The following is a 15,930-nucleotide window of genomic DNA, read 5'->3' on the forward strand; positions in this document are numbered from 1 at the left end:
TCCTGTTCTGGTCCCACGGACCCCCTCCGCCAGAGACCCTCGATGATTCATCGCCAGCCTTCCCAACCGTCGTCGGATTGGTCGTCTTCCTCGCAGTCTTCGGACGCCACCGACTCCGCCCGCAGCCGGCGTTCTCGTCGCCGCGAAAAATTGAAAAATCGGCGTAAAGCATCCCGCCGCTTGACAATGGAAGGTCTGGAAAGTCGGCAGTTGCTCGCCGCGAACCCTCTCGGCCCCATTCCAGGTGCCGAAGATTACGACGGGCCCCGCAACGTCGGGCAGGTTTCGTCGTTCAAGTACAACGAGCAGGAATCGGCTCAAATCCGGGGGCTCAACGACACGTATCTCGACGCCGAATTTGTTCCCTTGGGCAACCTCAGCGGTCAACGCGACACGATCGACATCAGTGGCGCCGTTAGTTTCCAACAGGTTGGAGGTCGATTCGTCACCGACATCGATTACTACAGCGTCGATTTAAAAGCGGGCGACATTCTTGATATCGCCACCATCGGTGCCGCCACCTCGTTCGACGTCTCCTTGCCCAGTCTGAGCGATCCGAGCCAGGCGAGTAGCAATATTTGGTTTGCCCAGGATGCCCCGCCGCCGGACCAGCCGCTGCCGGATCTCTACCCGATCGATTCCCCTCTGCAGACGCTAGGCAATGCCTATGCGGCCCAGGTCGTACCGCGTGACGGTCGCTATACCATTTCGGTGTCGGCTACCACGGGTTTCACCAATTACACCTTGGGGCTGCGGACGTATCGCCCGGTCACTGAGAGTTTGCCAATCGGCGGACAGCAAATTGTCTTCTTGGACTTCGACGGTGGCAGTTTTGCTCGTGATGAATTCAACCAGAACTTTGCCGAGCCAGGCCTTCCGGTCGGTGGCCGGTTCCGCGTTCCCGATATCAGCCAAACGCTGACGTTGGCCGGGGTTGAAGTGGCCTCACCAGCGGAATACACGCAAATTGCCCGGCAGATCACGCAAACGGTCGAGAACCAATTCGCCGACCTCGGCAACTACGGTGCCAATGGTGACTACAGCGCCACCGGAGTCCCCGGCCAATACGGCATCACGATTCTCAACAGTATCGACCATCCCGATCCCGGTAACAATCCTCTCGTCACGCGGGTCGTTTTCGGTTCGGTGGCTTCTTTCCCTGAATTTGTCGTGCCACCCCTGGGGATTGCTCAGTCGATTGACGTCGGCAACTTCGATCCCTCCGAGACCGCATTGATTTGGGTCGACAACGAGGTCGACTTCGTGGCCACGGTCCCGACGGGAGCTTCGATCAGCCAAGCAGATATCTTGGGCTTGGAACTCGGCTCGACGACTTCACACGAACTCGCCCACACCTTTGGTTTGTATCACACCGATGGCACCAACGCCGTTCCCTCGCTGATTGACGGGGGCGGAACGCTCAACGCACAAAATGGTCTCGGCGTCGGCCCCGACGGTATCCTGGGAACCGCCGATGACGTCCTGGTTCGTTACCGCACCGACTCGGTCGACCCAGCGGGCGTGATCACGTTTGGAACCCTGTTCAGTGCCGAAAGCATGTCGTTGACCCTGGCGACAGGGAAAGGCAACACCAGCGACAATGGCGGCACGGCGGGCACGTTGACCGGCGAGGTTTTCTTTGATCTCAACGGTGATGGGAGCGGCTCGGGAGATCCGGGACTGGCGGGCGCCCGCGTCTATTTGGACGTCAACCAGAACGGCCAGCTCGACGCTTCCGAACCCAGTGGCGTTAGCGACGCCGATGGAACTTACTCCATTTTTGCTGCTCCGGGCACGTACACGGCGATCGCCATGGGGCCCGCTGAGGCGACGAGCACGGAATTGGTCACCGTGGGTCTCAACGGCGTGCTGACTAACAGCGGAACGCAGCAGCCCCTGGTGCCTGGATCGACGGTCTTTCTCGACTACGACGGCGACGGGGCGCAAGATTTCAACGAGCCATCGACCAGTGTCGACAGCGATGGTGACTATGTCATCACCGGTGCGACGCCTGGCGTGCAAACGCTGCAGATCGAGTCGCCGAGCAACTATGCGGCGACAACGCCTGTTTCCCAGTCGGTCACCGTTGGTACTGGTGGCGGAGTGGGACCGACATTCGGATTCGCGCAAGTCAACCCTGACGTCACGGGTAGGAAATTTGCGGATCTCAATGGTGACGGCGTCCTGGACGCGGGCGAGCCCGGAATCGCGGGTGGCTATATCTATGCCGACTTGGACGGGGACAACCGCCCCGACCTCGGCGAGCCTTTCGACATCACCGATGAAAACGGATACTACAAACTCGACCTGCCCATTCTCGGTCGCCCCTTTGCGATTCGCGAAGTCGCCGAACCCGGCTACGAACCGACCGTGCCCAACAATGCTGAGCACGAATATATCGTCAACTTTACCGGAGCTCCGCTGGGCAGCCACTTCGACTTCGGCGGCCTGCCATCGCGTGATTACGGAGATGCACCGGACTCCTACATGACCACCGTCGACGCGGGCGGGCCGAGCCATGGGGTGACCGACGGCCTGACGCTCGGTACCCAGGTCGACCGAGAGGTTGACGGCCAACCCAATGCGAGCGCCACCGGCGACGACCTCGTCGACCCGACGTTCGACCAAATCGACGATGAAGATGGCGTGGTCGTGACCAGTGCACTGCGTGTCGGTGGCACCGGCACGATCGAAGTGACGGTGACCAATACCAACAGCAGCCCCGGCTACCTGCAAGCTTGGATCGATTTCAACGCCGATGGTGACTTCCTGGATTCTGGAGAACAGATCCGCAGCGATGCGGTCCTCGGAACAGGAACGCACAACATTGACATCACGCTGCCGACCTCGTTCGACATCAATGCCGACGGGACGGATGACGGCGTGCTCGACACGTTCAGCCGGTTCCGATACAGCCACACGGCGGGACTCGGAGTCGGCGGCCCCGCCGATACGGGCGAAGTCGAAGATCATGCGATCCGCATTCTCGGCGCTGGCAACAACGGCGGCTTGGCAACGAACGATATCGTCACCGTCCCCCAAAATGCCAATGCCTTCGCGATTGATGTGCTTCGCAACGACGCGAACTTGGCCAGCAATCCGTTGACGATTTCGAATGTAGACGCCCGCAGTGCCGCCGGTGCAATCGTCACCATCCGGCCGGGTGATCCTGGCGAACAAGTCGTACTCTACTCGCCCCCGTCGAACTTCACCGGTTCGGACTCGTTCGAATACGAAGTCACCGATAGCTTTGGGAACACGGGCACCGCGACAGTGCAGGTCACTGTTCAATTCGCCACCGCGAACCCGATCGCCGTGGACGACACCTTTGAGATTTCGAGCAGCGAGAAGAACGTTCCTCTGAATGTGCTCGACAACGACATCGCCTCAGTGGGCGGTGGATTGACGATCACGCAGGTCTCCCAGGGAACCCAAGGCGGCCAGCTGACGATCGATTCGGCAGGCCGCGGCGTGCGTTACACGCCTGCCGATGGGTTCACGGGCACCGAACAGTTCTCTTACACGATCAGCGATGCGTCGGGCCAGGTCTCCGAGATGGCCCGTGTCACGGTCGTGCTCACCCCCCAATCCTTTGACAACGACAAGGCCGAGTTCAAGATCGAGTTGCTCGATGCGAACAACGACACGCCGCTGCTGAGTTTGCAAGCCGGACAGGAATTCCACCTCCGTGTCTCCGTCGATGATATTTCGCAACCCGATTCGGTCGCGATCCAAGGTTTGCAGTCGGCCTTCACGGACCTGCTGTACACTTCGGAACTGGTGACGCCAGTGGCGAGCCAAACGGGCAGCTTCCCATTCGAAATCACGTTTGGCCCCCAATTCGAAACACCTACCTTCCAACTCGGCAACACGCTCACCCCGGGAATCGTCGATGAAGTCGGCTCGGTTCAGTCGCCGAGTGACCTGGCAACGATTGGCAGCACCAGCGACCGCGCGTCGTTCACGGGCTTTGCCGAGCTCTTTACGATCACCATGAAGGCAACCGGCGCTGGATTGGCGACGTTCAAGACCGACCCGGCTGATGCCGACGTCAGTGAAACGACGCTGATCACGGACGCTGGCCCGGTGGTCCTCAACTACGACGAGATCAAGTTTGATTCGACGCAGATTGAAATCTCACCCGCCGGGGACAACTTCCCCGTCGCCCTGGATGATTCCTTCCCCGTCGGCATCGACTCGCAAGGACAGACGATTGCTCCGGGCAGCGTCGCTCGATTGGATGTTCTCGCCAATGATTTGATCAGTCCCGGTGACACAGTCACGGCATTGACGATTAAACAAGCTCCCGGCAACGGCTCGGTTGTCCGCGTGGACGTCGGCAGCGATGGAGACCTATCCAATGACTACCTGGCCTACACACCGGGTATCGGAGCGAGCGGCTTTGATAGTTTCACTTACATCCTGACCGTCGAGAGCCCACAATTCGGCACTGTCAGTAGCGTCGCAGAAGTCTCCATGACCGTGGGCGCCGTCGATGACCCTCAAGTCAATTACGACTTCACCTTCGTCGACGAAGCCGGCAATCCGATTTCCTCGGTGCCCGTCGGGCAACGCTTCGGTCTCCGGATCGATGCGGTTGATCTCGGATCGGGCCGGCCCCCGACCGAAGCCGTCTTTGCTGGTTTCTTGGATGTGCTTTACAACCGAGACTTCCTCTCGACGATCCCCGTCGACAACGGTGGTGACCCGAACACGTTTGACTTCGACGTTGAATTCGATCCGCAGTTCCTGCTCGATGCTGCCGTTGGGATCAACGATCGCGCCGGATTGATTGACGAGTTCGGATCCAACCAACAAGACTTGGGCGGCTCGGGAACGACGTTGGCAACGATCTACTTCCGCGGCCAACGCGCTGGCACGACGACCGTGACGGGTTCTCCTGCAGACCGGTTCCCATTCCAGAGCACGTTGATCGATCAGAACGATTCGCCTGTCCCGATCGAGAACATTCAGTACGATTCGGAAACGATCACGATCACCGGATCGCCTGAACCGCTACATAACGCGTCGCTGCCGACGGATGTCAACGACGACAATCTCGTCACGGCGATTGACGCACTGATTGTCATCAACGCCATGACACGCCTGGAGGCTGCGGGAGAGCAGGCTGCCAGCGATAACGGTAGCTTCTACCCTGACGTCAACGGCGATGGATTCATCACCGCAGTCGACGCCTTGCAAGTCATCAACCAGCTGAATCAGTCGACTCAATCGGCGAACGAGCCAGTTGTTCCGCAGGCTGTCGATGCCGCCACACCGGAGACGGAGGAGGCAGACAGGTTCACCGATCAGGTGATCACGGAACTGGCCGGTGAAGCCAAGGACGAGAGTCAGGCGGATGTGTCCGGTGCGTCGGAAGTCGCTCCCTCCGTGGAAGTGGCATCCTCCGACGAGGATGATTCCGACGACGATGACCTCATGGCACTGTTGGCTGACGACGTTGCCAGCCAGTGGAGCTGAGGCAGTACGAGCGGCGACGCACGCGTTCGAGTGAGGACGCGTAGCGACGGGGCTACGAACCGGCGATTATCGCCGGTTCGTGATTAGATCAGATGCTCGAGCATCGCGGTCGCAGTCCCCAAGACGAGGAAGAATCCGCACATGTCGGTGACCGTAGTCAGCAGCGGTCCGCTGGCGACGGCGGGATCGAACCCGAATCGTTTGAGCACCAATGGCACGGTGCCGCCGATCGATACCGCGATGAGTGTGTTGAAGAACAGCGACACGCCAACGACGAGCCCGAGGTAGGGGTTGCCGTCCCAGACCACCGCGACGATGGCCACGAGCAAGCCCAAGGCGGCGCCGTTGACCAATCCCACCGAGGCTTCCTTCAGCCACACCCGCATCATTTCGGTCGGGCGCACCAAACCGAGCGATAGTTCCCGCATACTCACTGCGACAGCTTGGTTGCCACTGCACCCGCTCATGTCGCTGATGATGGGCAAGAAAACAGCCAGGGCGATCACTTGAGCCAGCGTATCTTGATACATGGCGATCACAGCGGCCGCACCGATATTGAGAACGATGTTGATACTCAACCAACTCAGCCGGCGCCGGGCGCGTTGGAGCAACGGCATCGTGCGTAGCTCCTCACCCCCGATAATCCCTTGGCTCTTCAGAAAATCACTCTCGGCAGCCCGTGTCGCTTCGTAATCCACGGCATTGCGGTGGACCACACCGAGCAACCTGCCATCGGCGTCCACGATGGGGACGCCGAGAAAATGGTGGATATCGAAAAACTCAATCAGATCATCGAGTGGAGTCGAATCCAATAGCGCCAGTGGGTTCGCGATCATGATGTCGTCGACAGGATCGCTACGCCGTGCGAACAGCAGGTTCCGCATCGGCAGGACGCCGACGAGCCGATCGTTATCATCGGTGAGGTAAGCATATTGCACGTCGTAATCCCGAAACTCGTCCGCATTCTCCGAGAGAGTCGTGATCACATCGGCGACTGTCGTCGAGCGGTTGAAACGCAGGATTTCACGGACCAGCAACCCGCCCGCCTCGTCGTCACTGTAGGCAGCGAGCTCGCGAGCGGCCGTGGCGTCGGCGCGCGGCAACGCCTCGAGAATCGCCGCGGCTTGGTTGTCATCGAGATCGCCCAGCAAGTCAGCTTGCTCATCGCTGGGCATTTCACAAACAATCGCGGCTGCTTCTGCCGCTGGCAGAGATTCCACGAGTTCCGCGGCTTGACTCTCGCTCAGGTGACGGAGCAATTCGGCTGCGTCCTCGACCGCGAGCGTGGTCAGCACGAGTTGGTGGTGAATCTCGTCGGTGCGGCTCAGCGCGAGCGCTTGATCGCCCGCTGAAAGGCTATCGAGATACTCCGCGAGCGTTTCGGCGTCGCCGGCATCGGCGAGTTGCTCGAGCCGTTGCCATGGTCGGTCACTGTCTCGCGGCGAGGCGGCCTCGTTCGGCTCAAGATCGGCAGGGGATGGGAATTCGCTCATGATCCGCTCAATGCGACCTCAGCGTAGGTTTCTTCGCTCTCCCACAACCGGACCTTGAAGGCAGCTGCCCCACTATCGCCGAGGATGTCAGGGCATACCACCTCGAGAAAATGCTTGGCCATGTTCTCGGCGGTCGGGTTGCAGTCGAGCTCATAGATGCGGTGCGGTTGTGAGCTTCGAATGGCGTCGAGTCCGTTCTGGTCTTGATCCCACAGCACGAAGGCATGGTCCCAGTGTTCGTCGATCCAGTTCTTGCAGCGCAGCTTCAATTGCTTGAAATCGAGAATACGACCGACGGCATCCTGCTCTTGACCGGTCACGTAGACCTCGAGCACGTAGTTGTGGCCGTGTAGGTTTTGACATTTACCTTCGTGGCCGACGAGCCGATGGCCCGCGCAGAAGGTAAAGCGACGCATGATGGAAATCGACACAGGCACGGGGCTCCGGTTGGGAAGGGCTCGATGGGGGTATCCAATAGTGCCATTGGGCTGCTGCTAATCTAACGAGTCCGCATTACAGCGCAAGGTGGTTCGAGTTTGTCGACGGGTTTTCCGTAACTATCCTTGGCGAATGGTCTTTGGGCTGCCATACTGTTGCCCCGCCTCGCAGCGAAATGCGCGCGAAATCTCCCCTTTTTTGAGTTCGTTTGGAGACCCCACTCGGTGGCCAAAATATTACTGCTCCCGCTTCGTCTGGCCGTAGGCTACGGGCTCTCCCCGCGGATCCTGGGATACCTGGCGATCGCCATGTTGGTTCTCTTGCGGATCACGATTGGATTTCACTTCCTCAGCGAAGGGTCGGAGAAATTCCGCGATGATAATTGGTCGGCAAAGCCCTTCTTTGCTAACGCCAAAGGACCATTTGCCAACGATTTCCGTCAGATGGTCTGGGATTATGACGGAGCGACGCGGCTGGATAAAAATCAGACCCAAATCGTATGGGCGACTTACCGCAATCAAATTGCTGACCACTTTGGCTTCGATGAGAAGCAACAGGCAGCCGCTCAAGACAACTACATCAAAGCAGTCGATCAGTACGATTATGTTATCGAGCTCAATGCCAACGCGGTCCAGGAGTACCGTCTCGGCCTCGATCGAATCGCGAAACTCGATGCAGACCCTGTTCGAGACGGCGTCACCTCCTTGGGCGGGCAGCGAGAAATGGTCCGCAAAGAACTTCGAGACCTGATTTCCGCGACGCTGTCTCAGATCGATTTGATCTGGGAAAATTACGAAACCGCCCAAAATCAGCTGGCTACCGACGAACAGCTGGCCAGTCGTCCTCCGTACAAACTGGTGCGACCTCGTCTAGCGATGATGGACACGAGCGTGATCGACCGCATAGTCCCCTATTTTGATGTGATCATGGGGTGGTGCTTGATCGTGGGACTGTTCACCCCTGTCGCAGCGTTGGCAGTCGGTGCGTTCCTGTTCTCGGTGTTTTTGAGCCAGTACCCACCGACGACGGGGCCGGGCTCGTCGAACTACCAATTGATCGAGAGTTTGGCGTGTTTCGTATTGGCGGCTACCGGTGCCGGGCGATTTGCAGGCCTCGATTTCTTCCTCCACCTCATCGTGCGAAAAGTCTACAGCCCCGGCGAAGCGGCACGGACTGTTTAGACCCTCCTCCCCCACCTCTAGCAACACTCCCACGGGACCTTTACTGCCATGGTTGACAAGCTCTCTCAAGACCAACGTGACGTTGGCGAATCGAATTATTACAACGCCGTGGGCAGTTACTACGACGTCAACCGTCGAGACTTCTTACGCGGCGTCGTGGCGGCGGGTGCCGTCGGCGGTGCCGGAGTCGGAGCAGCCTATTTCGGCTACGAAAAGATTGCCGACCCCGTGCGTGTCGCGGTCATCGGTACTGGTGATGAGGGCAACGTTTTGATTGGCGGGTGCAACCCCGAGTACATCGACGTCAAAGCCATCTGCGACATCCGCCCCTTCGGTCAGCATCGCGCCTTTCACGGCGATTGGTCCAGCTCATCGGCTCTCAAACGGCGGCCGGGACTGATCAATATCGCCGGCTACAAAGACGAAGCCGAAGCCAGGAGGAACGTGAAGGTTTACGATGGCAGCACCACCGGCGGCATCACGGAGTGCTTGGACGATCCAGATATCGAAGCGGTCATCATTGCGTTGCCGCTGTGGTTGCACGCCCCTGTCGCTGCCCAAGCGATGGAGCGTGGTCTGCACGTGCTGACAGAGAAACTGATGGCCCGCAACGTGGCCCAGTGCAAGGTGATGTCGCGGATGGCAGCCGAGCTCAAGGACAAAAACGGCAACCCGCTGCATTTGGCCACCGGTCACCAGCGTCACTACAACATCAAGTACGAAAACGCGGTCAACCTGATCCGCTGGGGTTTGCTAGGACAACTGCACCACATTCGCGCCCAGTGGCACCGCGGCAACCTGCCGGGTGCTGACAGCTGGTCGATGCCGATTCCCGGTGGTGAGGAAATGGCGGGCAACCGGGGCACTTTCGATCGCATCGCCAGCGATCTGAGGTACCGCCAAAACGCTCTCAAGGAAGCGAAGGATCCCGATGAAATCGTGCGTCTGCAGCAAGAGGTCGCGCTGTTCAGCGCCTGGGACGCAGACAAGAGCGTCGATCCGAGGGAATTCGGTTACCAGGACTTCTCGGTCGGCGACAAAATGTTTTCAGCCGAGGAAGAACTCCACCGCTGGCGATTGTTCCAACGCACCGGCGCCGGCCTGATGGCCGAACTGGGATCACACCAACTCGATGCAGTCAGCATCTTCCTCAGCTCGCTGCGTGACGATGGCAAAAAAGTCCATCCGTTGACCGTGCACGCCGTCGGTGGCCGGGAGATCATGCCGCTCGATCGTGAGGTCCGCGATCATGTGTACTGCATGTATGAATTCCCTGGACCTGAGTACCCCGCATCCTTCGACGTTGGGTACTACGACCGAGTCGAAGACTATCCGAAGTCGAAGAAGGTCAAGAACGGCTACGAACAGCTCGAACCGATTCCGGGCTACCAGTCCGATCCAAACAAAAAGATCGTTGTGACTTATTCATCGATCAATGGAAACGGTTTCGGCGGGTGGGGCGAGGTCGTGATGGGGTCCAAAGGGACTTTGGTCATGGACAAGGAAACCGACGTTTACCTGTACCGCGATAGCGACACGAGCAGCAAAGCCGGCGTCTCCAAGAAAACCGGTGGCTACGCCCTCGATACTTCCGCCTCAGGTGATTTCGCCGCCCCCGTCGCTCAGGCCGCAACGTCGGGCCCGGTCAGCCGGGGCTATCAAGAAGAAATCGAGCACTGGGCATACTGCATCCGCAACCCAGACCCGGAAAATCACCCCCGCTGCTATCCCGCTGTGGCCATGGGCGATGCTGTTATCGCACTGGGAACGAACGTCGCCTTTGCCCGCGCCGATCGGGGCGAAAGCGGCTACATGAAGTTCGAAGAGGAGTGGTTTGACGTCGATCACGACGCCACTCCCGATGACAGCGACATCGCTGCGGAAACGGAATTCATGAAGAAGCCGGTCGCCTAGGCTTGCGAAGTCCCGTTGAGCAGTGCCTTCGTCAATTCCGGAGGCATTGATCGGAGGTGCAAGTCTCGCTGAGGGAATGCGATCTCGATTCCCTCGGCTTGGAACGTTTGATTGATCAGAGTGTGCAACTCGTGGATCGAGTTCAAGCGGTTCTCCAGGTCGGCGAGGTAGCACCGGAGAACAAGATTGAGGGACGAGTCGCCGAAACCTTCGAACGTCACGACTGGCTCAGGATCTTTGGAGATCAGTTCGCTCTCGCGGCAGACCTGGTGGAGCAATTCGCAGGCATGCTCGGTATTGCTACCATAGGCAACGCCGACGTCGATCACGATGCGGTTGGTGGTATCGGTCAATGTCCAATTGATCAAACGCCCCGTGATTAGGTCTTTGTTGGGGATGATGAGTTCCTGGCGGTCCCAGTTGGTAACGGTCGTTGCCCGCATTTGAATGCGGGCGACCACGCCTGTCGTGTCGCCCAGCGTCACGACGTCGCCGACGCGGATGGGTTGCTCAAACAGGAGAATCAAACCGCTGACGAAGTTCGCGAAGATCTCCTGCAAGCCGAAGCCCAAGCCCACTCCGAGAGCGGCCACGAGCCACTGAATATTGTCCCATCGCAGCCCGAGAGTCTTCGCGGCCATCGTCAAACCGATGAACATCAGCAGATACGTCCCCAGTGTGGTGATGGCGTATCGCACCGGTTTCTCGATCGGCAGTCGCTCCAATAACACTCCTTCAATCAGACCCGGGAGGTTTCGGACCGACGCCCAAGTCAGCACGACGATGGGAATCGTTTTGACAAGGTCGGCGAGGGTGATGTAGCTGATTTCTCCTTTGGCATCAACGCTCCCCCACAAGTGAATCGCGTCGAGGTATCCCACCACAGGCAGGACGGGCGACCAAATCCACGCAACGCCGAAGAGGGTCCCAATAGCGAGAAACGTGCTGATCAGATGCGTCGTTTGCGCATTGATTTCAGAGGCTTCCAGACTCGCCAAGGGCTCCACATCCACACCGGTCTGGCCGAGCCGCTCGGACTGTTCCAATCGCTCGCGATGGATCGCCCAGGCGAGGCGGCGTCGTTGGGTCAATAACCATCGGCGCATCGCACCGCTCATGAAGTACGTTGTCATTACGAGACAGAACGTGAGATAGAACTGCCGGATCAGAACCTCGGCGGCACTGCCAAAGCCCATGATAGAAACGATCGCAAACACGATCGGTGTCCACACGATGGGTAGGAACCAAATGTTCTTCAATCGCGCTAACCAACCATTGGGCTTGTCCCGGATTGCGACCGAGAAGATTCCTCTTTCAGGCTCCAGCGTTCGCCATAGCACGACACTGAGCAGCACCATGCCGGCCATCAGCGTCACGCGGCTGAGCGCTTCGGTGAGTTGGTAGCGTCCCAAATGCGATGCCGTGACATAGAGCACCAGCAGTGGGAGGCCGATGTCGATCAGAATTCTTAGCCACCGCCGCAGGCCGGAAATGGAATCGGCATCGGTTTGGAAGTGGGCGATGGCGAGCCCTTCGGGACGCAGCCATTGGCGTAGCAGTTCAATCGGCGCCACCGCGATTGCTGCGATTGCGAGGGCATGTGAGACCGCGCGGACAATCGGTTCGCCCCGCGGCGATTTCGCCAGAGCCTCGCTGCCGACCCATAGCAACACGACGATGGGTAACATCAGTACGAACGACCACAGCAACGTGGCGAACGTCGGGCGAAGCGAAAGGTTTTGGCGACTGGACGCCTTCTTGCCCAGTTCGATGATGCGTCGCCGCAATCGAGTCCCGAGAAAGGTAGCCGTTGCTAACGCAAACAGGGCGATCAGGATAAGCTGAGGGTAATACCAGAAGCCCTCTCCCATCCTCGTCGACAGCAAGCGGATGTACTGAGGCCGGACCATCCAACGAAATGCTTTCCACGCCAATGGGATATCGGCGAAGCGGAAGACAGCTTCGTTCCGAATCCAAATCACATGAGAATCGATCAACTGGCTGAGTTCGGTGACCGCCTCTCGGAGGCTCTCGAGTTCACGGCGTCGTTCCGCAAGTTTATTGAGATGCGTCTGCAGATCGCCAATGAACTTCTCTAAGAGTGCCGACTCGGCACTCGGCAGGTGCTTGAATCCCCGATCGTTGCCGAGCAGGACGCGATCGGAGAAGAACTCCATCGGCAACTCTCCGGCCAGCGAATTGTCGGTGCCTTGAAGCGTGAGTTCGAGTTGTCGCTGCAGGACCCGGCGTTCCTCAATCAGCTTGTCGATTGCTTCGATGCGGGCGAGAATACTCGTGAGCGAGGGTAACTGACTGTCCATCAACTGGAGCTGCAGCCCCATGCTGTTTGTGAAACGTTCGCCACTGCGTTTGGCTTGGGCGATTTGAGACTCGGTCTCAGCGAGTTGTGCGGACCATTTGTCGGTTTCGAGTTTCTCCTTGGCCAAACTCCGATCGGCTTGATCGGTGTCACCAATGATTTCCACCCAAAGATCTCCCTGACGCAGCACCTGGGAAGAGTTAGGATCGCCGCCTGCGTCGTTAATGGACTTTTCGTACTGCTGCAGGTCCTGTTTGATTTGACTCTGGCGACGATCCTTCAACAGGCTCGACCACAGATCGTAGATCACCTCCGCCTGCCGCACCCTGCGTTGGCCCGCCGTTCTCTGCAGTGGCAGCAGGTCAGCCTGAGCCTCCACGAGCAGTTTTTCTTGCAGCAATAGGGTGAGTCGCTCTTTGGACGTAGCCAGCTTGGCGTCGCGCAGTGATTCATGCACCGCACGCAGTTGACCGTCCGGGTCGTCATTGAATTTGCCGACAGATGACGCCTCTAAGGTCTCGATCTCGCGCCGCAGCGCTGAAATATCGATCGCTAGTTTTTCCAGTCGTGTCGTCCGCGATGCCAGAGCGGCGTCGATTTTTTGTAACCGCTCGCGAGCCTCGGTCAAGCTGGTGGTCGCCTGCAGTTCGCTTTGCTTGACCTCTTCAATCGAGAGGTACCGATCATTGATCGGTTCGAGCTCGTCCAGCGGTTTTTCGGATTCGCGTTGGGCAGTCTGTTTGTCGGTCTCAATATTCTCAAGCGACTTCTGGACACCTGCCAAAGCATTGGCGACCACGCGTTGGTCCGCGTAGACCGCAGCCAGGTCCTGGAGTGCGGCGAGCAGGAGTTCGCGTTGGTGAGGATCAATCGAACTGTCGCTGTTGATTCGTTCGATCTCTGCCGCGACCGCTTTAGCATTCCTCAACGGCGTCTGTTTGGTGTCGGCTGGATTTGTATCGGCCGCCTCGGCATCGGAAGTCTGCGTGTCGTCGTCCTCCTCCACGGCAACGAAGGGCGGAGGTTGCCCGGTGGAACTCTGCGCCGAGGGTTGCGGTTGCCCCGGCGACTGGGACAGCGCATCGCCACCGCTGCAGCACAGAAGCAGGAGCAGGGAAACGGCCGTGCAGTGGAGTGACTTCATGGAATCGGTGTATGGGCGACGATCGAGGCCTGCGCCGCAAACTACCTGCGGACTCAGGCCGTCGGGGTGCGACGCAAAAGGGAGGCGACAGGATTTCCTGGCAAAGGATTTCCTCGAGTGGCTCTATGTCGGTGAGTGTCCGATATCGAGCCAGCTGGTCGAAAGATCAAATGCAGCCGGATCGCTATTGATTCTGGTGCGCTGCATCTGGTAGCCGTTCTCAGCATGGGCAAGTCCTTCGTTTCCTACCGTTCCTCCACTGAATTCTCCATGCTGAATCATCGCTGCTGCCTCGGCATCGCTCTATGCATGGGGTTCTGCTTTTGGGGCTGGAACCGCGTGTCGGCCCAACCGGCCTCGCCCAGCGGTCCTCAAACTCAGTACGTTCTGCTCGACAACGCTCACGTGCTGACGGGCACCGTGTTTCGCCAAGGCCAATCCGTTATCCTGCGGCGGGGCAACGAAGCTGAGCTAACCCTTCGTTCGTCCCAGGTCATCGCTGTCGCCGACGACATGCCCAGTCTCTATCAGGCTAGAATTCGGTCTCAACATCGACGCTCGCCAGCGACGGTTTCGCAACGAATCGACGACGTTCGGTGGTGCATCGACAATGACATGCCAGCCCACGCGACCGAGGCGCTGATGAGCGTTTATGCGGTCGTCCCCGACCATCCGATTGCGATCCAGCTAGAGAATCGCTTACGCCGTTTACTCGAGCAATCACCAGAGTCGACGCAGACGCCCGTCCACTCGGTCGCGACAGCAGGCATGGAAAGTCCAGCGGATCGCGGCATCGAACTGCAGAGCGTCAGTCATACCGAACTGGCGACGGGCGATTTGCCGACGGGCAATTTGGAAACGAGTCATGTTTCCAGCGCTTCGTACACAGAGCCTCGGATCCACGCGTCATCGGTTCCCGTAGCACTGCACCCCTTCACAGCCAAAGTTCAACCCATCCTGATGGCGCGCTGCTCCCAGTGCCATCATGCCCAGTCTGGCGTGGAAACGTCCTGGCACCTCGTCTTGCCGCCCGGTGGCGCCGTGCGAGTCACCCAGCCTGGTAGCTTGGCCAACTTCCATGCGACCGTACCACTGTGCGAGCCCGATGCTCCCATGCAAAGCCGATTGATCCAAATGGCGACCACTGCACATGGCGGTGCGGCGCCCGGAAAACCACCCATCGCCGAATACGAAGGCTCCTTGGTAGAAACACTTAGCCAATGGATTGCCACGGTGGACGATCGTTCGCAGGAGGCGTCCGAAGCGACCACCCCAGCACTCGAGGAAACATCCGATTTCTCAACGAAGGCTGGCTCGCCGCTCCCGACGCTCAACCCGATCCACCCCGCCCACGTCGCATCCTCGCTCGCCAGCCCGAAGTCAAATTACTTCTCTACGGAAGTTCAAGAAGCGCATCGAACCGAAGTCTCGGATTCCGTGCAGGCCCCGAAAGCGACCGAGCCAGCTGCTGATGATGGGTCCCGACCTCGTCGCCCCGCCCGATTGCCGACCGTGGCAAATCCGAACGACGTGCAGCACTTCAATCGAGAAACCCGACTGCGACGCTTACTGCGTAGCGGCACGCCCCCAGACTCTCAGGGGCAATGATTGCCCGCACCTCGAGAAATCAGATCATCGGGAAACTAATGGTCTGTCACAGTTAAAAGTTAGGGTTGATCGTAGTGGACGAGGCGACGAGTCCTTGGATTTGACGCCAGTTCAGGACTCGTCGCCTCGTCCACTACCCTAAGAATAAGTCGTGACAGACCACTAGGCCCTCGAGAAATCAGGCCCTCTGGACCTCAGCCCATCGCTTGGTTCGACAATCGAACTTGCGAGATCGCGAGGAAACCTGCTATGAGTGCAACCGCCGAATCGTTGACTCGGCCGATCGTCGGCGATGGGATCCTGGCAGGACCGTGACGACGATCGCTCACCCCGATTTTCCGCGAGAGAGTG

General features: G+C 58.9%; 7 protein-coding genes. 4 read left to right on the plus strand and 3 right to left on the minus strand.

Annotated features, from left to right (window positions below; all coding sequences use genetic code 11):
* Window positions 1–42: 42 nt before the first annotated feature.
* On the plus strand, window positions 43–5,481 hold the full coding sequence (locus CA85_RS00930) for an Ig-like domain-containing protein (RefSeq protein ID WP_246112381.1): 5,439 nt from the start codon (window positions 43–45) through the stop codon (window positions 5,479–5,481).
* Between the two features lie 83 nt (window positions 5,482–5,564).
* Here the strand turns inward: CA85_RS00930 and mgtE are convergent, their stop codons facing one another.
* Complete coding sequence (gene mgtE, locus CA85_RS00935; RefSeq protein WP_146389312.1) at window positions 5,565–6,974, minus strand: magnesium transporter; 1,410 nt, start codon at window positions 6,972–6,974, stop codon at window positions 5,565–5,567.
* Window positions 6,971–7,390: a 6-pyruvoyl trahydropterin synthase family protein gene (locus tag CA85_RS00940; protein ID WP_146389314.1), complete on the minus strand. Its 420-nt coding sequence runs from the start codon at window positions 7,388–7,390 to the stop codon at window positions 6,971–6,973. The genes mgtE and CA85_RS00940 overlap by 4 nt, the downstream gene beginning before the upstream one ends.
* Before the next feature lie 246 nt (window positions 7,391–7,636).
* Here CA85_RS00940 and CA85_RS00945 point away from each other — a divergent pair, with 246 nt between their 5' ends.
* Window positions 7,637–8,593, plus strand: coding sequence for a DoxX family protein (locus CA85_RS00945; protein WP_146389316.1), 957 nt, complete (start codon window positions 7,637–7,639; stop codon window positions 8,591–8,593).
* Between the two features lie 48 nt (window positions 8,594–8,641).
* A complete protein-coding gene (locus tag CA85_RS00950; RefSeq protein ID WP_146389318.1) occupies window positions 8,642–10,507 on the plus strand; it encodes a Gfo/Idh/MocA family protein in 1,866 nt (621 codons plus the stop codon).
* On the opposite strand, the gene CA85_RS00955 is transcribed toward CA85_RS00950, so the two are convergent.
* The gene (locus CA85_RS00955; RefSeq protein WP_146389320.1) at window positions 10,504–13,971 is read right to left on the minus strand and encodes a mechanosensitive ion channel domain-containing protein; all 3,468 of its coding nucleotides are present in this window, start codon (window positions 13,969–13,971) and stop codon (window positions 10,504–10,506) included. The two genes, CA85_RS00950 and CA85_RS00955, sit on opposite strands and share 4 nt — an antisense overlap.
* Window positions 13,972–14,241: 270 nt before the next feature.
* Here CA85_RS00955 and CA85_RS24670 point away from each other — a divergent pair, with 270 nt between their 5' ends.
* Entirely contained in the window at window positions 14,242–15,579 is a 1,338-nt protein-coding gene (locus CA85_RS24670; RefSeq protein ID WP_186774673.1) for a hypothetical protein, read from the plus strand.
* Window positions 15,580–15,930: the final 351 nt, after the last annotated feature.

This window comes from Allorhodopirellula solitaria (genome assembly GCF_007859855.1).
In the GTDB taxonomy this organism is placed as follows: Bacteria; Planctomycetota; Planctomycetia; order Pirellulales; family Pirellulaceae; genus Rhodopirellula; species Rhodopirellula solitaria.

Bases quoted from the DNA above. Each gene is read 5' to 3' on its own strand.
- CA85_RS00930 (WP_246112381.1), top strand. From the start codon at position 43: ATGATTCATCGCCAGCCTTCCCAACCGTCGTCGGATTGGTCGTCTTCC.
- mgtE (WP_146389312.1), bottom strand. From the start codon at position 6,974: ATGAGCGAATTCCCATCCCCTGCCGATCTTGAGCCGAACGAGGCCGCC.
- CA85_RS00940 (WP_146389314.1), bottom strand. From the start codon at position 7,390: ATGCGTCGCTTTACCTTCTGCGCGGGCCATCGGCTCGTCGGCCACGAA.
- CA85_RS24670 (WP_186774673.1), top strand. From the start codon at position 14,242: ATGCTGAATCATCGCTGCTGCCTCGGCATCGCTCTATGCATGGGGTTC.
- CA85_RS00950 (WP_146389318.1), top strand. From the start codon at position 8,642: ATGGTTGACAAGCTCTCTCAAGACCAACGTGACGTTGGCGAATCGAAT.
- CA85_RS00955 (WP_146389320.1), bottom strand. From the start codon at position 13,971: ATGAAGTCACTCCACTGCACGGCCGTTTCCCTGCTCCTGCTTCTGTGC.